21 protein-coding genes are annotated in these 23,492 nt (G+C 59.6%); 9 read left to right on the top strand and 12 right to left on the bottom strand.

The genetic code is table 11. The annotated features are described in order from the left end of the window. Positions 1–16: 16 nt before the first annotated feature. From lpxD to rpsB, 11 genes are all read right to left on the bottom strand, one after another. On the bottom strand, positions 17–1,072 hold the full coding sequence (lpxD, locus tag PDR5_RS05670; RefSeq protein WP_064593791.1) for a UDP-3-O-(3-hydroxymyristoyl)glucosamine N-acyltransferase: 1,056 nt from the start codon (positions 1,070–1,072) through the stop codon (positions 17–19). Between the two features lie 3 nt (positions 1,073–1,075). Next, positions 1,076–1,579: an OmpH family outer membrane protein gene (locus PDR5_RS05665; RefSeq protein ID WP_003222140.1), complete on the bottom strand. Its 504-nt coding sequence runs from the start codon at positions 1,577–1,579 to the stop codon at positions 1,076–1,078. Between the two features lie 45 nt (positions 1,580–1,624). After that, positions 1,625–4,015, bottom strand: a complete 2,391-nt coding sequence (gene bamA, locus PDR5_RS05660; protein WP_039769675.1) for an outer membrane protein assembly factor BamA — start codon at positions 4,013–4,015, stop codon at positions 1,625–1,627. Between the two features lie 74 nt (positions 4,016–4,089). Then, positions 4,090–5,442, bottom strand: a complete 1,353-nt coding sequence (gene rseP / locus PDR5_RS05655; RefSeq protein ID WP_064593789.1) for a sigma E protease regulator RseP — start codon at positions 5,440–5,442, stop codon at positions 4,090–4,092. A 53-nt stretch (positions 5,443–5,495) separates the two neighbouring features. Next, the gene (ispC, locus tag PDR5_RS05650; protein ID WP_064593787.1) at positions 5,496–6,686 is read right to left on the bottom strand and encodes a 1-deoxy-D-xylulose-5-phosphate reductoisomerase; all 1,191 of its coding nucleotides are present in this window, start codon (positions 6,684–6,686) and stop codon (positions 5,496–5,498) included. After that, positions 6,683–7,489 (bottom strand): phosphatidate cytidylyltransferase, encoded by an 807-nt coding sequence (locus tag PDR5_RS05645; protein ID WP_064593785.1) that lies wholly within the window; start codon positions 7,487–7,489, stop codon positions 6,683–6,685. The genes ispC and PDR5_RS05645 overlap by 4 nt, the downstream gene beginning before the upstream one ends. Next, positions 7,489–8,244 carry a polyprenyl diphosphate synthase gene (gene uppS / locus PDR5_RS05640; protein WP_007954779.1) on the bottom strand — a complete coding sequence of 252 codons (756 nt, stop codon included), beginning with the start codon at positions 8,242–8,244 and terminating at the stop codon, positions 7,489–7,491. The genes PDR5_RS05645 and uppS overlap by 1 nt, the downstream gene beginning before the upstream one ends. Positions 8,245–8,258: 14 nt before the next feature. Then, positions 8,259–8,816 carry a ribosome recycling factor gene (gene frr, locus PDR5_RS05635; protein ID WP_011332684.1) on the bottom strand — a complete coding sequence of 186 codons (558 nt, stop codon included), beginning with the start codon at positions 8,814–8,816 and terminating at the stop codon, positions 8,259–8,261. Next, a complete protein-coding gene (gene pyrH / locus PDR5_RS05630) occupies positions 8,813–9,556 on the bottom strand; it encodes a UMP kinase (protein ID WP_011332683.1) in 744 nt (247 codons plus the stop codon). Before pyrH ends, frr begins: the two co-directional genes overlap by 4 nt. Positions 9,557–9,767: 211 nt before the next feature. Beyond that, a complete protein-coding gene (tsf, locus tag PDR5_RS05625; RefSeq protein WP_064593783.1) occupies positions 9,768–10,631 on the bottom strand; it encodes a translation elongation factor Ts in 864 nt (287 codons plus the stop codon). A gap of 190 nt (positions 10,632–10,821) precedes the next feature. After that, positions 10,822–11,559 (bottom strand): 30S ribosomal protein S2, encoded by a 738-nt coding sequence (rpsB, locus tag PDR5_RS05620; protein WP_008052780.1) that lies wholly within the window; start codon positions 11,557–11,559, stop codon positions 10,822–10,824. Between the two features lie 374 nt (positions 11,560–11,933). Here rpsB and map point away from each other — a divergent pair, with 374 nt between their 5' ends. From map to PDR5_RS05595, 5 genes are all read left to right on the top strand, one after another. Next, on the top strand, positions 11,934–12,716 hold the full coding sequence (map, locus tag PDR5_RS05615) for a type I methionyl aminopeptidase (RefSeq protein ID WP_039769663.1): 783 nt from the start codon (positions 11,934–11,936) through the stop codon (positions 12,714–12,716). Between the two features lie 40 nt (positions 12,717–12,756). Then, complete coding sequence (locus PDR5_RS05610) at positions 12,757–15,459, top strand: [protein-PII] uridylyltransferase (protein ID WP_064593782.1); 2,703 nt, start codon at positions 12,757–12,759, stop codon at positions 15,457–15,459. Between the two features lie 43 nt (positions 15,460–15,502). Then, a complete protein-coding gene (gene dapC / locus PDR5_RS05605; protein WP_064593779.1) occupies positions 15,503–16,702 on the top strand; it encodes a succinyldiaminopimelate transaminase in 1,200 nt (399 codons plus the stop codon). A gap of 167 nt (positions 16,703–16,869) precedes the next feature. Beyond that, positions 16,870–17,604, top strand: a complete 735-nt coding sequence (locus PDR5_RS05600; protein WP_064593776.1) for a peptidase M12 — start codon at positions 16,870–16,872, stop codon at positions 17,602–17,604. Positions 17,605–17,782: 178 nt separating this feature from the next. Next, on the top strand, positions 17,783–18,457 hold the full coding sequence (locus PDR5_RS05595) for a hypothetical protein (protein ID WP_064593769.1): 675 nt from the start codon (positions 17,783–17,785) through the stop codon (positions 18,455–18,457). A gap of 22 nt (positions 18,458–18,479) precedes the next feature. On the opposite strand, the gene PDR5_RS05590 is transcribed toward PDR5_RS05595, so the two are convergent. Then, a complete protein-coding gene (locus tag PDR5_RS05590; RefSeq protein WP_064593765.1) occupies positions 18,480–20,111 on the bottom strand; it encodes a Na+/H+ antiporter in 1,632 nt (543 codons plus the stop codon). Positions 20,112–20,292: 181 nt separating this feature from the next. Between PDR5_RS05590 and PDR5_RS05585 the strand changes: the two genes are divergently transcribed. The 4 genes from PDR5_RS05585 (at position 20,293) to PDR5_RS05570 (ending at position 23,476) form a co-directional block, all read left to right on the top strand. After that, positions 20,293–20,655 carry an ArsC family reductase gene (locus tag PDR5_RS05585; RefSeq protein WP_003222107.1) on the top strand — a complete coding sequence of 121 codons (363 nt, stop codon included), beginning with the start codon at positions 20,293–20,295 and terminating at the stop codon, positions 20,653–20,655. A gap of 31 nt (positions 20,656–20,686) precedes the next feature. Continuing rightward, complete coding sequence (gene dapD / locus PDR5_RS05580) at positions 20,687–21,721, top strand: 2,3,4,5-tetrahydropyridine-2,6-dicarboxylate N-succinyltransferase (RefSeq protein WP_007954762.1); 1,035 nt, start codon at positions 20,687–20,689, stop codon at positions 21,719–21,721. A gap of 148 nt (positions 21,722–21,869) precedes the next feature. Beyond that, positions 21,870–23,075, top strand: coding sequence for an aminotransferase class V-fold PLP-dependent enzyme (locus PDR5_RS05575; protein ID WP_064593763.1), 1,206 nt, complete (start codon positions 21,870–21,872; stop codon positions 23,073–23,075). Further along, on the top strand, positions 23,072–23,476 hold the full coding sequence (locus tag PDR5_RS05570) for a SufE family protein (protein WP_064593760.1): 405 nt from the start codon (positions 23,072–23,074) through the stop codon (positions 23,474–23,476). Before PDR5_RS05575 ends, PDR5_RS05570 begins: the two co-directional genes overlap by 4 nt. The last annotated feature ends 16 nt before the right edge of the window (positions 23,477–23,492 follow it).

The following is a 23,492-nucleotide window of genomic DNA, read 5'->3' as shown; positions in this document are numbered from 1 at the left end:
TGATATGGAAATGGTATCAGCCTTCAGATGAAGCATTACCGCCAGGGGTCACTTCCCCGGAGCGCTTTTCCAGCTGTTTCAAACGTCGCGCGATGTCATCGAGCTGACGAATACGGGCCGCGCTTTTGCGCCATTCGGCCGCCGGTTGCATGGCTGTGCCGGAAGAATAGGCACCCGGCTCGGTAATCGAGTGGGTCACCATGGTCATCCCGGTCAGGAATACGTTGTCGCAAATATCGATGTGCCCTACCAAGCCAACACCCCCGGCGAGCATGCAGTGCTTGCCGATTTTGGTGCTGCCGGAAATCCCCACGCACGCGGCCATGGCGGTGTGGTCACCGACCTGCACGTTGTGGGCGATCTGAATCTGGTTGTCGAGCTTCACGCCGTTGCCGATCACGGTATCGGCCAGCGCACCGCGGTCGATGGCGGTATTCACGCCGATCTCTACATCGTCACCGATGGTCACGCCGCCGATCTGGGCGATCTTCTGCCAGACACCCTTCTCGTTGGCAAAACCGAAGCCTTCACCGCCGAGCACGGCGCCGGACTGGATCACCACCCGCTTGCCGATCCGCACATCGTGATACAGCGTGACTCGCGGGGCCAGCCAGCCGCCCTCGCCGATTTCACTGCGCGCACCGACAACGCAATGCGCGCCGAGTGTCACACCCGCGCCAATTCGAGCACCGGCTTCGATCACCACGAAGGGACCGACACTGGCGCTCGGATCGACCACGGCGTCCTCGGCGATCACGGCAGTCGAATGAACGCCGGCAACAGCCTTGGGTTTCGGATCGAACAGATGGGAAATGCGTGCGTAAGCCAGGTAAGGATCCGGCACCACCAGCGCATTACCGGCATAACCTTCCGCGTCGGCAGCCTTGAGCAACAGGGCTGCGGCCTGCGAGCCAGCCAGGTATTTACGGTATTGGGGGTTTGCCAGAAAGCTCAACTGAGCTGGGCCAGCCTCCTGCAAGGTGGCTAGCCCAGTGATTTGCTTCTCGGGGTCGCCACTCAGGGTGGCGCCGAGGAACTCGGCCAACTGGCCGAGCTTGATAGTCACGGTCATGGGTTACTTCAGCTGATTCATGCGCTCGATAACCTGGCGCGTGATGTCGTACTGAGGTTTGACATCGATCACTGCGCCACGCTCGAACACCAGGTCAAAACCACCTTTCTTGATGACTTCTTCCACTGCGCTATCCAGTTTCGGCTTCAGTTGCTTGAGCATTTCGCGGTCGGCAACAGCCTTGGCTTCGTTCAGCTCCTTGGACTGGAACTGGAAGTCACGAGCCTTTTGCTTGAACTCAAGTTCCAGACGCTCGCGCTCGCCTTGCTGCATCTTGTCGCCACCGGCCATCAGACGATCCTGAATGCCCTTGGCACTGCTTTCCAGGGTCTTGAGCTTGGTCAGTTGCGGGCCAAACTTCTTCTCGGCATCCACGGCGTACTTCTTCGCCGCGTCGGATTCCAGCAGAGCCATCTGATAGTTCAGGACGGCGATTTTCATGTCGGCAAATGCCGGGCCTGCCACCAGTACGGAGGCCAGGAGAACCAATTGAGTCAACTTACGCACGATGCACTCCTACAAAATCCATTGTCGTTGTCTTGGGTCAGACGCTTAGAACGTCTGGCCCAGGGAGAATTGGAACACTTGAGTTTCAGCTTCATCCGGTTTCTTGATCGGCATCGCCAGTGCAAAGCTCAGCGGGCCCAGTGCGGTGACCCAGGTCACGCCGACACCGACGGAGCTGGCCATGTTGCTCAGACTGATGTCGTTGCACTGAGTGGCAGAAGTCGAGCCGACAGTCGCGTTGGTAGTCTTCTCGCACTTGGAGTCAAATACGTTACCCACGTCCCAGAATACCGAAGTACGCAGCGAACGCTGATCCTTGACGAATGGCAGCGGGAACAACACCTCGACACCACCCTGGATCAACACGTTGCCACCGAACGGCAGCGGATCCTGATCCGGGTCACGCAACGTACCGGCGTTACCGGTCACACCGGCGCCACGACTAGGGGTACTGCGTGGACCCAGCGTGCTGTCTTTAAAGCCACGAACCGAGTTGAAACCACCAGCATAGTAGTTTTCATAGAAAGGCAAGCCGTCGGTCGAACCGTAACCATCGCCATAGCCCAGCTCGGTGTGCAGGCGCATGGTGTAGTTCTCGCTCAAAGGCTGGAACAACTGGCCACGGTAATCGAGCTTGAAGAACGACAGATCGCTGCCTGGAATGGTGGTTTCCAGGGTCAGGCTCTGGGAACGACCACGGGTTGGCAGCACACCCTTGTTCAGGGTCGACTCGGACCAGCCGGCCGAAGCCTTGAAGTTCAGGTAGTTGTCGCCTTCACGCTTAACGAAGTCGAAAATCTCGTCAACGGTGTACTGGCCGGTCTTGATCTTGTCCTGCTGAGCGGACAGGCCGAAGGTCAGACGCGAAGTCTCGCTGATCGGGTAGCCCACGTTCACGCCGGCACCCAGGCTGTCTACCGCATAGCTCGCTACGTCGACATCGAGGTCTTTGTAGTCGGTGGTGCGATAGAAAGCGTTGTAACCCAGGCTCACGCCATCGGCGGTCCAGTACGGGTCAACGTAGCCGAAGTTGTAGCGGCTCTGGTATTCGCTGCGGGTCAGGCCGACGCTGACGCGGTTACCGGTACCGAGGAAGTTGTTCTGGGTGATCGAACCACCGAGGATCAGACCGGCACTCTGGGCGAAACCGACGCTGGCGGTGATCGAACCGGAAGCCTGCTCTTCAACGCTGTAGTTCACGTCAACCTGGTCATCGACACCTGGCACAGCCGGGGTCTCGACGTTGACTTCTTTAAAGAAGCCCAGACGCTCCAGACGGGTCTTGGACTGGTCGATCAGGTAGGTCGAAGCCCAGCCACCTTCCATCTGACGCATTTCACGACGCAGCACTTCGTCCTCGGACTTGGTGTTACCACGGAAGTTGATGCGGTTGACGTAGGCACGCTTGCCCGGATCGACAGCGAACAGGATATCGACGGTGTGATCTTCATCGTGCGGTTGTGGCACGCCGTTGACGTTGGCGAAGGTGTAACCCTCGTTACCCAGACGACGGGTGATCAGTTCGGAAGTGGTGGTCATCAGCTTGCGCGAGAACACCTGACCCTTCTGCACCAGCAACAGCGACTTGACCTGGTCCTCAGGGACTTTCAGGTCACCGCTGAGCTTGACGTCACGAACGGTGTACTTCTCGCCTTCATTGACGTTGACGGTGATGTAGACGTGCTTCTTGTCCGGGGTGATGGACACCTGGGTCGAAGCGATATCCATGTTGATATAGCCACGGTCCAGGTAGTAGGAACGCAGACGCTCCAGGTCACCGGACAGTTTTTCACGGGCATACTTGTCGTCGTTCTTGAAGAACGACAGCCAGTTGGTGGTTTTCAGTTCGAACAGGTCGGTCAGGTCTTCCTCGGGGAAAACCGTGTTGCCCACCACGTTGATGTGCTGAATGGCGGCGACGGTGCCTTCGTTGATCTTCACTTTCAGGCCGACGCGGTTGCGCGGCTGCGAGACCACTTCGGTATCGACGGTAGCCGAGTAACGACCTTGTGCAACGTATTGACGTTGCAGCTCGTTACGCACGCCTTCGAGGGTCGCGCGCTGGAAGATCTCGCCTTCGGCCAGACCGGATTGCTTGAGGCCTTTCATCAGGTCTTCGGTGGAGATCGCCTTGTTGCCTTCGATCTCGATGCTGGCGACCGAGGGACGCTCGACGACCGTGATCACCAGAACGTTGCCTTCGCGGCCCAGCTGGATATCTTGAAAGAAACCGGTTTTGAACAGCGCACGAGTGGATTCCACCAGGCGACGATCATCCGCCTGCTCGCCGACGTTCAACGGCAAGGCACCAAAGACGCTACCCGCGGAGACCCGCTGGAGGCCATTGACGCGAATATCAGAGATAGTGAAGGACTCGGCGTGAACTTCGGCGATCATCAATACGGTGAGAACCGCAGTTAGCAGCAGACGTTTCATGAAGTCCTTTCTTATTCCAACTGGCAATAAACAAACTGCCGCAAAATGCGGCAGATTCGCAATTCAGCGAAGCGTTACAGACGACCCAGATCGTTGACCAGAGCAAGCAACATCACCCCGACCACCAAGCTGATACCGATCTGTATCCCCCAACCTTGCACCCGATCCGACAAGGGACGACCACGCGCCCACTCGATCAGATAAAACAACAAATGCCCCCCATCCAGTACAGGAATGGGCAGCAAATTCAGAACCCCCAGGCTAATACTCAGATAAGCAAGGAAATTCAGGAAATCAGCGACGCCCGACTGGGCAGAAGCGCCCGCCACTTTAGCAATGGTTATCGGTCCACTCAAGTTTTTTACCGAGAGCTCGCCGAAGAGCATTTTCTTCAGTGAATCCAGCGTCAGTACGCTCATGGTCCAGGTACGACGGGCACCCTCGCCAATCGCCGCCAAAGGCCCGTAACTGACCTCGCGAATCATTTCCGGCGGCCAGTCGACAGCCTTCACGCCCGCCCCAAGGTAACCGCTTGGCGACTTTTTATCGCCACGCGCAGCCAATGTCACAGGGACGTCGATTTGAACACCGTCGCGCTCGACGCGCAGCACGATTTTGGTATCAGGACGCGTACGAACGGTATCGACCACCTGCTGCCAGTCATCCAGCGCCTTGCCATCCAGTTTCAGCAGACGATCGCCGGTTTTCAGCCCGGCTGTCTGGGCCGGGCCTTTCGGATCAAGTTCGGCCAGCACCGGCGGCAATGCCGGGCGCCAAGGACGAATACCGAGGGAGCGAATCGGGTCCGGCTCGTCAGCCCCTTTGAGCCATTTATCGAGCGCCAGCTCACGAGGTGAGTCAGCCGTGGAGCCAGGCTCGCGCACCATCAATTGCAGTGAGCCGCTTTCCCCCAGGCGTCGGACCAACTGCAGGTTGACCGCAGCCCAGCCCGAGGTCGGCTCACCGTCGATGGCGACGATTTCCTGACCAGCGCTCAGCCCCGCTGTCGCAGCGATGCTGCCGGACTCCACCGAACCGATGACCGGACGAATCTGCTCGCTACCGAGCATGGCCAACACCCAGAAGAACACCAGCGCGAGCAGGAAGTTGGCCACAGGGCCGGCCGCGACGATGGCGATGCGCTGACGCACGGACTTGCGATTGAATGACTGATGAAGCTGATCGGCCGGCACTTCGCCTTCGCGCTCGTCGAGCATCTTGACGTAGCCACCCAGCGGAATCGCGGCGACTACAAACTCCGTACCCTGCTTGTCATGCCAGCGCAGCAGCGGCATGCCGAAGCCAACGGAGAAACGCAGAACCTTGACGCCACAGCGACGCGCGACCCAGAAGTGGCCGAATTCGTGAAAGGTGACCAGCACACCCAGAGCGATCAGGGTGCCGGCAATCATATAGAGCGCGCTCATCTACTTTCTCCGCAATCCTGTCCAGTGCCGCGTGAAGCCATGTATTGCAAGACCTATCGGCCGTGACGACTCAACCACTGCCCGGCCAATGTCCGGGCGGTTGCATCAGCGGCGAACACCGCATCGAGATCATCCAGCGCCACCACAGGCTCGAGATTCAAGACTTCCTCGATGATACTCGCGATTTCCAGGTAGCGAACCCGTCCGTCGAGAAACGCGGCAACCGCCACTTCATTCGCCGCGTTGAGCATGGCCGGGGCACTGTTTCCCGCCTCGGCGGCCTGCCGCGCCAGGCGCAGGCACGGGAAACGCTCCTCGTCGGGAGCTTCGAAATCCAGGCGCGCCACAGCGAACAGATCCAGCGGCGCCACGCCCGAATCAATGCGCTCTGGCCAGGCCAGGGCGTTGGCAATCGGCGTGCGCATATCGGGATTGCCCAACTGCGCCAGCACCGAGCCGTCCACATAATCGACCAGCGAGTGAATCACGCTCTGCGGATGAATCACCACTTCGACTTGCGATGGCTTGGCATCGAACAACCAGCAGGCCTCGATCAGTTCGAGCCCCTTGTTCATCATGCTGGCCGAATCCACCGAAATCTTGCGCCCCATGGACCAGTTCGGGTGCGCACAGGCCTGATCCGGTGAAACATGCGCCAGTTCGGCCATCGGCGTTTGACGAAACGGACCACCGGAAGCCGTCAGCAAAATCCGACGGACCCCAACGTTACTCAGCCCGCGAGCAAAGTCCTGCGGCATGCACTGAAAAATCGCGTTGTGTTCGCTGTCGATCGGCAACAGGACCGAACCGCTCTTGCGCACGGCCTGCATGAACAAGGCGCCGGACATGACCAGCGCTTCCTTGTTGGCCAGAAGAATCTTCTTGCCCGCCTCGACTGCCGCAAGAGTCGGGCGCAGGCCGGCAGCGCCGACGATGGCGGCCATGACGGCATCCACCTCGGGTGCCGCAGCGACCTGACACAATCCTTCCTCGCCGACCAGCACCTGCGTCGGCAGGCCCGCGGCTCGTAAATCATCCTGCAGGTTGCGAGCGGCGCCGACCTCCGGCACTACAGCATATTTAGGAAGATGACGGACACACAGGGCAAACAGTTCGCTCAGGCGGGTAAAACCGCTCAGGGCGAAGGCCTGATAACGCTCCGGATGCCGGGCGATGACATCCAGGGTGCTCAGACCGATCGAACCGGTCGCGCCCAGGACGGTAATCTGCTGTGGGCGACTCACGACGCCGCCATCCACAACAGCACCGCGAATACCGGGATCGCCGCCGTCAGGCTGTCGATGCGATCCAGTACACCACCATGGCCGGGCAGCAGATTACTGCTGTCCTTGATGCCGGACTGGCGCTTGAACATGCTTTCGGTCAGATCGCCCACCACCGAGATGAAGACAATCACCGCCGCACCGATCAAACCCTTGAACAGTTGTGCCACCGTCCAGTCACGGAACAGCGCGACCAACGTGGTGATGACCAGACTTAACGCCAGACCGCCATACACGCCCTCCCAGCTTTTGCCGGGACTGACTTGCGGAGCCAGCTTGCGCTTGCCGAACGCACGACCGGAGAAGTACGCCCCGATATCAGCCCCCCAGACCAGCACCATCACCGCCATGATCAACCAGTTACCGAGCGGGTATTGCTTGATCAACATCAGCCCTTGCCAGGCAGGCAACAGAATCAGCAAACCGATTACCAGCTTGGCGGCGGCGCTGGACCAATGCTCGCTGGAGCGCGGATACGTCAGCACCAGCCAGGTCGCCAGCACCCACCAGATCACCGACGCGCCCAGCACCCATGGTGCCAGCCCCGGCAGGATGTACATGACGAACAGCATCAGCGCGACCACCGCCGCGTAGCCGACACGGAATGCCTGCGCGGTGAAGCCGGCCAGGCGCGCCCACTCCCAGGCACCCAGACTCACGACCAGCCCGATGAACAGGGCAAAACCGGACCCTTCGAGCAGGAAAAAACCACCCAGGGCGATCGGCAATAGAATCAGTGCAGTGATGATGCGTTGTTTAAGCATTAAACCCGGGCTCCAGCTTCGACCTGCTCGCTCGTTTTACCGAAGCGACGCTGGCGCAAAGCGAAATCGGCCAGCGCATTGCGCATGGCTTCGTGTTTGAAGTCCGGCCAGAACAGGTCGGAGAAGTACAACTCGGCGTAGGCCAACTGCCACAAGAGGAAGTTGCTGATGCGATGCTCGCCGCCGGTGCGGATGCACAAATCAGGCAACGGCAGATCACCAGTGACCAGACAGGTCTGCAGCAGATCCGGGGTGATGTCTTCCGGCCGCAAATGCCCGGCCTGAACCTCACGCGCCAGACGCTGTGCCGCTTGCGCTATGTCCCACTGACCGCCGTAGTTGGCAGCGATTTGCAGGATGAAACGGTTGGCACCGGCGGTCATCGCTTCGGCTTCACGCATGGCTGCCTGAAGCTCAGGATGAAACCGCGTACGGTCACCAATGATGCGCAGACTGATGTTGTTGTCGTTCAGGCGCTTGGCCTCACGACGCAACGCCTTGAAGAACAGATCCATCAAAGCACTGACCTCATCGGCCGGGCGCTGCCAGTTTTCACTGGAAAAAGCGAACAGGGTGAGCACCTCGACCTTGGCCTCGGCACACACCTCGATCACCGCCCGTACAGCGTCCACGCCCGCTTTATGCCCGGCGACACCCGGCATGAAGCGTTTTTTCGCCCAGCGATTATTGCCATCCATGATGATCGCGACATGGCGCGGCACCGCGGACGGCGCAGTCTGCTTGGTCTTGTCCATTTAAAACTCGACCCTTATACGGCCATCAGGTCTTTTTCTTTCTCGGCCAGCTTGGCGTCGATTTCAGCCACGAACTTCTTGGTCAGATCGTCGATCTCGCCGGCTGCGCGACGCTCTTCGTCTTCACTGATTTCCTTTTCCTTGACCAGATCCTTCAGGGAGCTGTTGGCATCGCGACGGATGTTGCGCACGGCAACACGAGCGTCTTCAGCCACATCACGCGCCTGCTTGGTGAAACCGCGACGGGTTTCTTCAGTCAGGGCCGGCATGCTGATCAGCAGCAACTCACCCAGGTTAGTAGGGTTCAGGTTCAGACCTGCACTGCCGATGGCCTTGTCCACGGCACCCAGCATGTTGCGCTCGAACGCAACGACTTGCAGGGTACGGGCATCCTTGACGGTGATGTTGGCCACTTGTTTGATCGGGGTATCAGCGCCGTAGTAAGGCACCATCACGCCTTCCAGGATGCTCGGGTGCGCCTGACCGGTGCGGATACGGCCGAAGTTGTGAGCCAGGGACTCAACGGACTTCGTCATGCGCTCTTTAGCGTCTTTCTTGATTTCGTTGATCATTGTTGGACTTCCTCGATCAGAGTGCCTTCAGCGCCACCATGCACGATGTTCAGCAGGGCGCCCGGCTTGTTCATGTTAAATACGCGCAGCGGCATCTTGTGATCGCGGCACAGGCAGATAGCCGTCAGATCCATTACACCCAGCTTGCGATCCAGTACTTCATCGTATGTCAGATGATCGAACTTCTCGGCATGCGGGTCTTTGAACGGGTCAGCGGTGTAGACGCCATCGACCTTGGTCGCCTTGAGCACGACATCAGCGTCGATTTCAATAGCGCGCAGGCAGGCTGCCGAATCCGTGGTAAAGAACGGATTGCCGGTACCGGCCGCGAAGATCACCACGTCCTTGGAGTTCAGGTGGCGCATGGCCTTGCGACGGTCATAGTGATCGGTTACACCGACCATGGAGATGGCCGACATCACGATGGCGGAGATATTGGCACGTTCCAGCGCGTCGCGCATGGCCAGGGCGTTCATCACAGTGGCCAGCATGCCCATGTGGTCGCCCGTGACCCGATCCATGCCGGCCTTGCTCAGCGCTTCACCGCGGAACAGGTTGCCACCGCCGATCACCAGACCGACCTGAACGCCGATGCCGACCAGTTGGCCGACTTCCAGCGCCATGCGATCGAGCACTTTCGGATCGATCCCGAACTCTTCCGAGCCCATCAGGGCCTCGCCGCTAAGCTTGAGTAGAATGCGTTTATAGCGAGCCTGATAACCACTGCCCTGCTGAGCCATTGCGAATCTCTCCTGCGGCGTATTTTAAAAATTCTTTGCGAGCTGTTTACAGCTGGCGTTCACTCTAGCTTGGCGCTGCTTCAGCGCCATCGGAACATGGCTTTGTAAGTCAGTTCCAAGGGGAAACCAATAAAAAATTGGTAACCCTATCTGAAAAGAGGCTGCGCGCGTGAGCGGGCAGCCTCTTTCGGGCGACAGTTGAAAAACCGTCTTATTGCTTGGCGGCAGCCAGCTGGGCAGCAACTTCTTCAGCGAAGTTGTCGACCGGCTTCTCGATGCCTTCGCCTACTTTGAAGTAGGTGAAGGAAACGATTTCAGCGCCGCCTTTCTTGGCCAGCTCGCCAACCTTGATTTCAGGGTTCTTGACGAACGCCTGCTCAACCAGGCTTGCTTCTGCCAGGAACTTGCTGATACGGCCTTTGACCATGTTCTCAACAATGTTTTCTGGCTTGCCTTTGATTTTTTCTTCGTTCAGCTGCAGGAACACAGCCTTTTCACGCTCGATCGCTTCGTCGGAGACTTGCGAAGGCAGCAGGAACTCAGGGTTGCTTGCAGCAACGTGCATCGCGATGTCTTTGGCCAGCTCGACGTCGCCGCCTTTCAGGACAACAGCAACACCGATCTTGTTGCCGTGCAGGTAGGTGCCGACTACGTCGCCTTCTACGCGCACCAGGCGACGGATGTTGACGTTCTCGCCTACTTTGGCAACCAGTGCTTCGCGAGCGGCTTCTTGAGAAGCGATCAGCGGAGCTGCATCGGTCAGCTTGTCAGCGAATGCTTTGTCAACGCTGGCAGCAACGAAGTTTTTGAAGTCGTCCTGCAGAGCCAGGAAGTCGGTCTGCGAGTTGACTTCGATCAGAACGGCAGCCTTGCCGTCGTCCTTGATGGCGATAGCGCCTTCAGCGGCAACGTTGCCAGCTTTCTTGGCAGCCTTGATGGCGCCCGAAGCGCGCATGTCATCAATGGCTTTTTCGATGTCGCCGCCAGCCTTTTCCAGGGCTTTCTTGCAATCCATCATGCCTTCGCCGGTACGTTCGCGCAGTTCTTTGACCAACGCTGCAGTAATTGCTGCCATTTTCAAATTCCTCTTGGATAGGTTTTCAACCATTCCACCCGATCGAACGGGCGTTCAATTCTTCCCGAACCTGTTTGTAGCCGCTGCACGTTACAGATGCTGTAGCTGCGCTGCCGACAGATGGTTTTCGAGGTGGCAAAAAGGGGGCCAAGCCCCCTTTTTGCTTACTGAGTCAACGCCAGGGCGTCAATTACTCAGCTGCAGCCTGAGTTTCTTCAGCTGCGAATTCTACAGTACCGCCAGCAACGTTGTTGCGACCGCGGATGACTGCGTCAGCCATCGAACCCATGTACAGCTGGATAGCGCGGATTGCGTCATCGTTGCCTGGGATGATGTAGTCAACGCCTTCCGGGCTGCTGTTGGTATCGACAACGCCGATGACCGGGATGCCCAGCTTGTTGGCTTCGGTGATCGCGATGCGCTCGTGGTCAACGTCGATCACGAACAGTGCGTCTGGCAGACCGCCCATGTCCTTGATGCCGCCCAGGGAGCGATCCAGCTTCTCAAGATCGCGAGTGCGCATCAGCGCTTCTTTCTTGGTCAGCTTGGCGAAAGTACCGTCTTCGGCTTGTACTTCAAGGTCACGCAGACGCTTGATGGAAGCACGAATGGTCTTGAAGTTGGTCAGCATGCCGCCCAACCAGCGGTGATCGACGTACGGCGAACCGCAACGTGCTGCTTCTTCAGCAACGATCTTGCCAGCGGAACGTTTGGTGCCGACGAACAGAATCTTGTTTTTGCCCTGGGCCAGACGCTCTACGAAAGTCAGAGCTTCGTTGAACATTGGCAGGGTTTTTTCAAGGTTGATGATGTGAATCTTGTTACGCGCGCCGAAAATGTATTTACCCATTTTCGGATTCCAGTAACGGGTTTGGTGACCGAAGTGCACACCGGCCTTCAGCATATCGCGCATGTTGACTTGGGACATGATAGTTCCTTGATAAGTCGGGTTGGGCCTCCACGTATCCCAATGACCAACCATTGATCCGAGGATCAAAGGCACCCAGGCCATCGTGTCGACACGTGTGTGGGTTAATGCTCCCGGAGCTATCCCCGGAAAGCGGCGCATTTTATACCACAGGGGCGACGCAAACGGAACCCGGAATCTGCAATCGCGTCAGGGACATGCGCGCCAGCCCCTTGGAATCGGGACAATGCGCCGCATTGTATAGAGAGAAGCGATGCACGCAGGCGCGGATTTGCGCCTTTGGTCTGTTAGAATCGCGTTTTTCGGGGCCGCCAAATCAACAGCCGCGCCCCTGTTCGTATCAGCAAGCGCCGTCGAGCGCAGAGAGAGCCTGTATGACCGTCACCCTCAAAACCCCCGAGGACATCGCTGGCATGCGTGTCGCCGGCAAACTGGCCGCCGATGTGCTGGAAATGATTGCCGAGCACGTCAAGCCTGGCGTGACCACCGATGAGCTGAACCAGATCTGCCACGACTACATCGTCAACGTCCAGCAGGCCATCCCTGCCCCGCTCAACTACAAGGGCTACCCGAAGTCGATCTGCACCTCGATCAACCACGTGGTCTGCCACGGCATCCCGAACGACAAGCCGCTGAAAAACGGCGACACCCTGAACATCGACGTCACCGTGATCAAGGACGGTTACCACGGCGACACCAGCCGCATGTTCCACGTCGGCACCGTCCCGGTCTGGGCCGAGCGCCTGTCGCAGGTCACCCAGGAATGCATGTACAAGGCGATCGAGATCGTCAAACCCGGCTGCCGCCTCGGCGACATCGGCGAAATCATCCAGAAGCACGCGGAAAAGAACGGCTTCTCGGTGGTACGTGAATTCTGCGGCCACGGCATCGGCAAGGTGTTCCACGAAGAACCGCAGATCCTGCACTACGGCCGTGCCGGCACCGGCATGGAACTGAAGGCCGGCATGACCTTCACCATCGAGCCGATGATCAACCAGGGCAAGGCCGACACCAAAGTACTGGGCGACGGCTGGACCGCTATCACCAAGGATCGCAAGCTGTCGGCACAGTGGGAACACACTTTGCTTGTCACCGACACCGGCTACGAGATCTTCACCCTGCGCAGCGACGACACGATCCCGCGCATCTCGGCCTGACCCAGACACCGTTCCCAGCCTATAGAAGGAAAGCCAATCGATGCCGCAGGTTGATCCCGAACTCTTCGACCGCGGCCAGTTCCAGGCTGAACTGGCCCTGAAAGCGAGTCCCATCGCGGCGTTCAAGAAGGCGATCCGCCAGGCCCGCGAAGTGCTCGATGCACGTTTTCGGGCCGGTCGCGACATCCGGCGGCTGATAGAAGACCGGGCGTGGTTCGTCGACAACATCCTGCAAAAGGCCTGGGACCAGTTCGACTGGAGCGAAGACGCCGACATCGCGCTGGTCGCGGTCGGCGGCTACGGTCGCGGTGAATTGCACCCCTACTCCGACATCGACCTGCTGATCCTGCTGGACAGCGCCGACCACGAAATCTTCCGCGATTCCATCGAGCGTTTTCTCACCCTGCTGTGGGACATTGGCCTGGAAGTCGGTCAGAGCGTTCGTTCGGTGGACGAATGCGCCGAAGAGGCGCGCGCCGACCTGACGGTGGTCACCAACCTGATGGAAAGCCGCACCATCTGCGGCCCCGAGCGCCTGCGCCAGCGCATGCTCGACGTCACCAGCACTGCACACATGTGGCCGAGCAAGGAGTTCTTCCTGGCCAAACGCGCCGAGCAGAAGGCTCGCCACCACAAGTACAACGACACCGAATACAACCTCGAACCCAACGTCAAAGGCTCGCCCGGCGGACTACGGGATATTCAGACGATTCTGTGGGTAGCCCGTCGTCAGTACGGCACCCTGAACCTGCGTGCCCTGGCCGGCGAAGGCTTTCTGGTCGAGAGTGAAAACGCCCTGCTGGCGTCCTCTCAAGAATTCCTCTGGAAAGTGCGTTACGCCCTGCACATGCTGGCCGGTCGCTCCGAAGACCGCCTGCTGTTTGATCATCAGCGCACCATTGCCGGGCTGCTGGGTTTTGAAGGCGACGACGCCAAACAGGCCGTCGAAAACTTCATGCAGCAGTATTTCCGGGTGGTGATGAGCATTGCCCAGCTCAGCGACCTGATCATCCAGCACTTCGAGGAAGTCATCCTCGCCCCGGAAGACGAAGCGCCGCCACAGCCGATCAACTCGCGCTTCCAGCTGCACGACGGCTACATCGAGGCACGCAACGACAATGTGTTCCGCCGTACGCCGTTCGCCATGCTCGAGATCTTCGTGCTGATGGCCCAGCAGCCGGAAATCAAAGGCGTACGCGCCGACACCATTCGTCTGCTGCGGGAAAACCGTCACCTGATCGACGACAACTTTCGCAACGATATCCGCAACACCAGCCTGTTCATCGAACTGTTCAAGTGCAAGATCGGCATCCACCGCAACCTGCGGCGGATGAACCGTTACGGCATTCTCGGGCGCTATCTGCCGGAGTTCGGCTTCATCGTCGGGCAGATGCAGCACGACCTGTTCCACATCTATACGGTCGATGCGCACACGCTGAACCTGATCAAACATCTGCGCAAATTGCAGTACACCCAGGTGTCGGAGAAATTCCCGCTGGCCGCCAAGCTCATGGCCAAGCTGCCCAAGCCTGAACTCATTTATATGGCCGGCCTGTACCACGACATCGGCAAGGGCCGGCATGGTGATCACTCGGAAATTGGTGCCGTGGACGCTGAAGCGTTCTGTCAGCGCCATCAATTGCCGGTGTGGGACAGCCGCCTGATCGTGTGGCTGGTGCAGAACCACCTGGTGATGTCGACCACCGCCCAGCGCAAGGACCTGTCCGACCCGCAGGTAATCCACGACTTCGCGCTGGCGGTCGGTGACGAAACCCGTCTCGACTACCTGTACGTGCTGACCGTGGCCGACATCAACGCGACCAACCCGACGCTGTGGAACTCGTGGCGCGCCAGTCTGCTGCGCCAGCTCTACACCGAGACCAAGCGTGCACTGCGCCGCGGCCTGGAGAACCCAGTGGATCGCGAAGAACAGATCCGCCAGACCCAGAGCGCAGCACTGGACATTCTGGTGCGCGGCGGCACCGACCCGGATGACGTCGAGCAGTTGTGGGCGCAGCTGGGCGACGACTACTTCCTGCGCCACACCGCCGGCGATGTGGCCTGGCACACCGACGCCATTCTCCAGCAACCGGCTGACGGCGGCCCGCTGGTGCTGATCAAGGAAACCACCCAGCGAGAATTCGAGGGCGGCACGCAGATCTTCATCTATGCGCCGGACCAGCACGACTTCTTCGCCGTGACCGTGGCTGCGATGGATCAGCTCAACCTGAACATTCACGACGCCCGGGTCATCACGTCCAGCAGCCAGTTCACCCTCGACACCTACATCGTGCTCGATACCGATGGCGACTCGATCGGCGACAATCCGGTCCGGGTCAAGCAGATTCGCGAGGGACTGACCGAAGCCCTGCGCAACCCGGCCGACTACCCGACGATCATCCAGCGTCGGGTGCCGCGCCAGCTCAAGCATTTTGCGTTCGCCCCGCAGGTGACGATCCACAACGACGCCCAGCGTCCGGTAACCGTACTGGAACTCACTGCGCCGGATCGTCCAGGCCTGCTGGCACGGGTCGGCGGGATTTTCCTCGAGTTCGACCTGTCGCTGCAGAACGCCAAAATCGCCACCCTGGGCGAGCGGGTGGAAGACGTGTTCTTCATCACCGACGCCCACAATCAACCGCTGTCCGACCCGCTGCTGTGCAGCCGTTTGCAGGATGCCATCGTCGAACAGTTGAGCGTCAATCAGGAACCCGATATCAAACTGTCGCGCATCAGCATTTGATTGCGCGCCCGGATTCAACCGCTTTGCACGAGATCCCGCACCGATGAACAACGCTCTGTCCCAGCTTCAGCCCTACCCGTTCGAAAAGCTCCGCGCCCTGCTCGGCAGCGTTACGCCAAACCCGGACAAGCGCCCGATCGCGCTGTCCATCGGCGAACCGAAGCATCGCTCGCCAAGCTTCGTCGCCGAGGCGCTGGCCAACAATCTGGATCAGATGGCGGTGTACCCGACCACCCTCGGCATCCCGGCCCTGCGCGAAGCCATCGCGGCCTGGTGCGAACGTCGTTTCAACGTACCGAGCGGCTGGATCGACCCGGCGCGCAACGTGCTGCCGGTCAACGGCACCCGTGAAGCGCTGTTCGCCTTCACCCAGACCGTGGTCAACCGTGGCGACGACGCACTGGTGGTCAGCCCGAACCCGTTCTATCAGATCTACGAAGGCGCAGCGTTCCTCGCCGGGGCCAAGCCGCATTACCTGCCGTGCCTGGACGAGAACGGCTTCAATCCGGATTTCGACGCCGTATCGCCGGAGATCTGGAAGCGCTGCCAGATCCTGTTCCTCTGCTCGCCAGGCAACCCGACCGGTGCGCTGATTCCGGTCGACGTGCTGAAAAAGCTGATCGCCCTGGCCGACGAATACGACTTCGTGATCGCCGCCGACGAGTGCTACAGCGAACTGTACTTCGACGAACAAACCCCGCCGCCGGGCCTGCTCAGTGCCTGCGCAGAACTGGGCCGCCAAGACTTCAAGCGCTGCGTGGTGTTCCACAGCCTGTCCAAGCGCTCGAACCTGCCGGGGCTGCGTTCCGGTTTCGTCGCCGGCGACGCCGACATCCTCAAGGGCTTCCTGCTGTACCGCACTTACCACGGCTGCGCGATGCCGGTTCAGACCCAACTCGCCAGCGTCGCAGCGTGGAATGACGAAGTGCATGTACGCGCCAACCGTGCGCTGTATCGCGAGAAATTCGATGCCGTGCTGGCGATCCTCAGCCCGGTGATGGACGTGCAGCGCCCTGATGGTAGCTTCTATCTGTGGCCGAATGTGCAAGGCGACGATGCCGCGTTCTGCCGGGATCTGTTTGCCGAAGAACACGTGACCGTGGTGCCGGGCTCGTACCTGTCGCGCGACGTCGATGGCGTCAATCCGGGCGCCGGGCGCGTGCGGATGGCACTGGTTGCGCCGCTGGCGGAGTGCGTCGAGGCTGCCGAGCGTATTCGCGACTTCGTCCTGCGCCACAAGTAATGTCTGAATGCCCGTGCCGGCCAATCCGGCACGGGTGGTCAAATATCACGTAACACTTCCCCTGTTTTTTGTACCCCATTCCTGTGCCGGCCAGACGTTAGTCTTGAGTCGCGCTATTCGCTGCGCGTGAACCAACGCCAACTCTAACTTCATGGAAGAAGTGAACAATGAAAGAACTTCTGGATTGCCAACTGATTCAATGGCCTGACGATCAGGCCGCTTACACAGCCGCCATCAACGAGAATCCGGCAAATGCCGGTACACACAGCGCACCCGGCTCACGCCGCAAACGCTCCGTGATCAATTACTCGAAACTCTGGGCAAATGGCCGCACGTTAAAAATCGCATTCATGGATGCACCCGACGCAGACCTTAAGGCCGCGATTATCAAGGCGGCCTGTAAATGGCTGCCCTATATCAACCTCAAGTTTGAATTCGTCGACGATCTGAAAGGTGATATCCGCATCGCCACTCGGAACAATAACAACAGTTCGGTGCTCGGCACTGATGCGCTATTGATTCATCCCGACCATCCGACGATGAATCTGGGCGTCAAACCGGAACATGCCGATTTCGAAACCATCGTGGTTCACGAGTTCGGCCATGTGCTGGGGGCCCTGCACGAACATCAGCACCCTCAAGCCAATATTCCGTGGGACAAACCCAAGGTGTACGCGTTTTACCGAAATCGGGAAATGAATCCGCTGACCCGCGAACAGGTCGACCGCAATCTGTTCGCGTCCTTCGATACGCTGGATGCGCTTTATACGAACTACGACAGGCGATCCATCATGCACCATCCCGTATCGAACGATTTGACCATCGGCAACTGGCAAGTCCCGATCAACCGCAAGATCAGTAAAAAAGACAAACAATTGATGAAACTGCTTTATCCGAAATAAATGCCTGCCTCAAAATAACAATATTCGTCAGGTGCAACGCCTGACGAACCTGGATTGAACACACACCTACTTACATCAAACAACTTTCATACTTTCACGATCAACAATAACTTCACCACCCGAACTCATCGAGTTGCTGGACACGTTAATTATTTCCTGAAAGTAAGGACACTTGAACATGATTCAAACAATCACCCAGTCCCGCCGAAAAAAACGCGCAGCCGGCAAACCGGCTCACTTCTGGACGCCTGGCCAGACATTGCGAATTGCCTTTCTGAATGGCGACCAGGCGTTCAAAGAGGCTGTCAAAACCGCAGCGAGCAACTGGCTGCCTCACATCAACCTGAAGTTCGATTTTGTCGAGGGCGACTCAGGGGATATTCGTATCAAAAGCGAGCCCGGTATTTACTGGTCTGTCATCGGTAACAACGCCCTATTGGTCGAAGCGCCAGACCCGACCATGAGGCTGTCACCGGACCTGCGAGCACCAGCGTTCTTCGCCGCCAATGTCATGCATGAGTTCGGGCACGCATTGGGAGCCGAACATGAGCACCTGCACCCGGAGTCAAACATTCCCTGGAACAAACCTGCGGTTTACGCCTCACACGGCGTGGCCGAAGACGCCGATGAAGACGATTACGCGCGCCAGTCTGTCGATGAACGCTACTTCAACCTGCTCGATGCCGGCTCGTTCGACTATTCGCCTTACGATCCGAAATCGATCATGCATTACCCCGTTCGCCAGGACTGGACCCACGGCGATTTCAAGATTTATCTGAATCGAGTGCTCAGTGAAAAAGACAAGGCCTTCATGGCAAAGGTCTATCCGTACCCTGCTGCACAAACGGCGTAATCGGTGGACCGGGCCTCCTGGATTATTTGACCTGCCCCAGATTGGCCTCACTCAAATCCAGTTCTCCCAACACTTCCCGTAAAACGTCATCACCAATCTGATGCTGACGACTGAGGCTGTACAACTCAAGGCGCTGCGCCCGCAATGCCTTGAGGCGCAAGCGGCGTTCAAGCAGATCCATCTGGAACGCCAATGCCTGGGCTTCGGCGGAATCGTTGAACACCTCCAGCTGATGGCGGTACTCGGACATGATCCGCGCCTTGAGTTCCGCCGCCAGCGCGGCTTGCGCGGCGTCCTGCGGGTTGACCTCTTCGATTTCCAGCGCGTGAATCGCCGCTTCCGCCGTCTTGCGCCAGGCGTCACGGACTTCCTGACGACGCTTGTCGTCCGGGCTCTTTTCGATACCACGCAACAGCAATGGCAGCGCAATACACGCCGCCACCAGCGACAACAGAATTACCCCGGCGGCGATGAAGATCAGCAGGTCGCGCTCGGGAAACACCTCGCTGCCCATCAGCATCGGCACCGACATCACACCCGCCAGGGTCACCGCACCGCGCACACCGCCAACGGTCAGCAACCAGCAGGAACGGGCGGTCGGCACTTGCGTCAGATCACCCTTGCCGCGCAAGCGACGCAGCAGCACCGACAGCCGCCAGATGCTTTGCACCCAGATGAAGCGCAACAGCACCAGCGCCAGGAAGATCGCCACCACATCGAGACAGCGATAGAACAGGGTCGGCCATAACGAGGTCTCGTGGCTGACCACCGCTTTAATGATGTCCGGCAGTTGCAGACCGAGCAGCAGGAAGATCAGGCCGTTGAAGGCGAACTCCAGCAACGACCAGACGCTGCGATTGAGCAATCGCGTGCTGGTCTGGCGCGGCAGCAGATCGAGCCAGCTCTGCATCATCCCCGCCGCCACTGCCGAAAGAATGCCCGACGCGCCGAGCCGTTCGGCCAGCACGTAAGCGGCGAATGGCAACAGCAACATGAACACCACGTGGGTCGCCGGATCGTCCCAGCCCCGGGCGATCATCCAGGCGCGCAACCGACCAACCAGCCAGCTCAGCGCCACACCCACCGCCAGGCCGCCGACCGCCACCAGCACGAAGGTCAGGCTGGCGTTGGCCAGGGAAAACGCACCGGTCACCGCCGCGGCCAGGGCGAACTTGAACGTCACCAGGCCCGACGCGTCATTCATCAGCGCCTCGCCCTGCAACATGTGCATCAATGGTGTGGGCAAGCGGTTCTGCGAAATGGCCGAGACGGCCACGGCATCCGTTGGCGACAGCACCGCCGCCAGCGCAAAGGCAACCGGCAAGGGAATCGTCGGCAGCAGCCAATGAATGAAGTAGCCCGCCCCGACCACGGTAAACAGCACCAACCCGACCGCCAGTGTCAGCACCGGCCCGCGCAGACGCCACAATTCCCGCTTGGGCATGCGCCAGCCATCGGAAAACAGCAGCGGTGGCAGGAACAGAAACAGGAACAGCTCCGGATCAAGAGCCACGTGCAGGCCGAGGGTCGGCCAGGCCAGCAAGGCACCGGCGGCGATCTGCACCAGTGGCAGCGGCAGCGGAATCACCCGTCCAATCAGGCGCGAGACACTGACCAGCATCAGCAGAATCAGGACGGTATAAGCGGTTTGCATAAAGCGGAAATCCCGGACAATCGACAGCGTTGAACTGCCATATTAGCCGCTTAGGCTGTGCGTGACCGTTGCACCTATGTCGCAGCCCCCTCAGCAAAAGCAACCTCGGCGCCGCGAAACCGTCTGGTCATGGCATAATCCGACACCATTTTTTTCCAGCACCTGTAAAGGGGGCAATTCCTTGACCGTTTCAAGCAAAACGTTGCACCTTTTCGGCATCAAAGCCTGCGACACCATGAAAAAGGCGCGCACCTGGCTCGATGAACACGCTGTCAGCTATGACTTCCACGATTACAAGACCGCCGGCATTGACCGCGAGCACCTGACCCAATGGTGCGACGAGCATGGCTGGCAAACGGTGTTGAACCGCGCAGGCACGACCTTTCGCAAACTCGACGACGAACGCAAAGCCGATCTCGACCAGTCGAAAGCCATCGAACTGATGCTCGCTCAACCCTCGATGATCAAGCGCCCGGTGCTCGATCTCGGTGACCGAACCCTGATTGGCTTCAAGCCAGACATCTACGCGGCCGCGCTCAAGTAAGCAGCCCGTCACTTTTTGTAGAGGTATTCACATGTCCAACTCCCTGTTCAGTATCGCCTTCGGCGTCGGCACCCAGAACCGTCAAGGCGCGTGGCTGGAAGTGTTCTACGCCCAGCCGCTGTTGAACCCTTCGGCCGAACTGGTTGCCGCAGTTGCACCGATCCTCGGCTACACCGAAGGCAACCAGGCCATCACCTTCACCACCGCACAGGCTGCGCAACTGGCTGAAGCCGTGAAAGGCATCGACGCGGTGCAAGGCAAGCTGCTGACCCGCCTGGCCGAAAGCCACAAGCCGCTGGTCGCCACCCTGCTGGCCGAAGACGCGCAACTGACTTCGACCCCTGAGGCTTACCTCAAGCTGCACCTGCTGTCCCATCGCCTGGTCAAGCCGCACGGCGTGAGCCTGGCCGGGATCTTCCCGCTGCTGCCGAACGTGGCCTGGACCAGCCAGGGCGCGATCGACCTGAGCGAACTGGCCGAGCTGCAACTCGAAGCCCGTCTGCGCGGCGAGCTGCTGGAAGTGTTCTCGGTGGACAAGTTCCCGAAAATGACCGACTACGTGGTACCGGCCGGCGTGCGTATCGCTGACGCCGCACGTCTGCGTCTGGGCGCCTACGTGGGCGAAGGCACCACCGTGATGCACGAAGGTTTCATCAACTTCAACGCCGGCACCGAAGGCCCGGGCATGATCGAAGGCCGCGTCTCCGCTGGCGTCTTCGTCGGCAAGGGTTCGGACCTGGGCGGCGGCTGCTCGACCATGGGCACCCTGTCGGGCGGCGGCAACATCGTGATCAAGGTCGGCGAAGGCTGCCTGATCGGCGCCAACGCCGGTATCGGTATCCCCCTGGGCGACCGCAACACCGTCGAGTCGGGCCTGTACGTGACCGCTGGCACCAAGGTCGCGCTGCTGGACGAGCACAACAACCTGGTCAAAGTGGTCAAGGCCCGTGAACTGGCCGGTCAGACCGATCTGCTGTTCCGTCGCAATTCGGAAACCGGTGCCGTGGAATGCAAAACCCACAAATCGGCGATCGAACTGAACGAAGCACTGCACGCTCACAACTAAGCGCCGCTGTGACCTCCTGTGGGAGCGGGCTTGCTCGCGAAGACGGTGTGTCAGTCACCCTTCATTTTGACTGACACGACGCATTCGCGGGCAAGCCCGCTCCCACAAGGTTCGGTGTACACCCGCCCAAGTTCACAGGGCTGAACAGATGATGATTCCCTCCCCCTGGCGCGCCGATTTCCCGGCCATCGCCGCCCTGCAAAGGCAAGACCAGACCTATCTGGACAACGCCGCCACCACGCAAAAACCCCAGGCCCTGCTCGACGCGCTGGCGCATTACTACGCCAATGGCGCGGCCAACGTGCATCGTGCCCAGCATCTGCCCGGCGCCCACGCCACGCAGGCGTTCGAGGACAGCCGCCTGAAGGTTGCCCAGTGGCTGAATGCCGGTGACAGCGGGCGGATCATCTTCACCCACGGCGCCACCAGCGCGCTGAATCTCCTGGCTTACGGCCTGGAACATCTTTTCCTTCCAGGCGATGAAATTGTCATCAGCGCCCTGGAGCATCACGCCAATCTGCTGCCGTGGCAGCAACTGGCACAACGTCGCGACCTGAAACTGGTGATCCTGCCGCTGGACGATGACGGGGTCATCGACCTCGCTGCTGCCGTTCACCTGATCGGTCCGCGCACTCGCTTGCTGGCGGTCAGCCAGTTGTCCAACGTACTGGGCGCCTGGCAACCGTTGCCGGCGTTGCTGGCGATGGCCAAGGCGCACAACGCGCTGACCGTGGTCGATGGCGCTCAAGGCGTGGTCCACGGCCGGCATGACGTGCAGGCGCTGGGTTGCGACTTTTACGTGTTTTCCAGCCACAAGCTGTACGGCCCCGATGGCCTTGGCGTGCTGTTCGGGCGCAACGCAGCGCTCGAACAACTGCGCCCGTGGCAGTTCGGTGGCGAAATGGTGCTGGAAGCCAATTATCACGATGCGCGTTTCCGCCCGGCGCCACTGGGCTTCGAAGCGGGAACGCCGCCGATTGCCAGCGTGATCGGCCTCGGCGCGACCCTCGATTATCTGGCCGGTCTGGATCAGGACGCCGTGTCCGCCCACGAAGCCGCGCTGCACGATTACCTGTTACGCGGTCTCGCCGCCCGCAATGGCATTCGTCTGCTGGGCAAGCCGCAACTGGCGTTGGCCAGTTTTGTCGTCGAAGGCGTGCACAACGCCGATCTGGCGCACTTGCTGACCGAACAGGGCATCGCCGTGCGTGCCGGGCATCACTGCGCGATGCCGTTGCTCAAGCGTTTCGAACTGGCCGGGGCGATTCGCGTGTCGCTGGCGCTGTACAACGATTCCGAAGATCTGGAGCGGTTCTTTGAAGCGCTGGATCAGGCGCTGGAGTTGTTGCGATGAGCCTGCCGGTCGAGGCCGCCGACGCGCTGCAAACGTTTCAGAACGCCGCTGGCTGGGAACAACGGGCGCGGCTGTTGATGCAGTTCGGTGATCGTCTGCCGTCGCTGAGCGATGCGGACAAATGCGAGGCCAACCGCGTGCACGGCTGTGAAAGCCAGGTGTGGCTGGTTGGAGAGTTGCGCGACGGTCACTGGCAATTCGCAGCAGGCAGCGATGCGCGGATGATTCGCGGGTTGGTGGCGTTGTTGCTGTTACGGGTCAACGGCTTGACCGCGGGCGAGTTGCAGCAGGTGGATCTGCCGGACTGGTTCAATCAGTTGGGACTGTCGCGGCAGTTGTCGCCTTCGCGCAGCAATGGCTTGAATGCCGTGCTGCAGCGGATGAACGAGCTGGCGCAGTAAAAGGGCTGCTGGGCAG

Origin of the sequence: Pseudomonas sp. DR 5-09 (assembly GCF_001655595.1) — a bacterium.
Lineage (GTDB): Bacteria > Pseudomonadota > Gammaproteobacteria > Pseudomonadales > Pseudomonadaceae > Aquipseudomonas > Aquipseudomonas pharyngis.
Note: the sequence above shows the minus strand (reverse complement) of the source record. Positions and strands in the feature narration are given on the sequence as shown.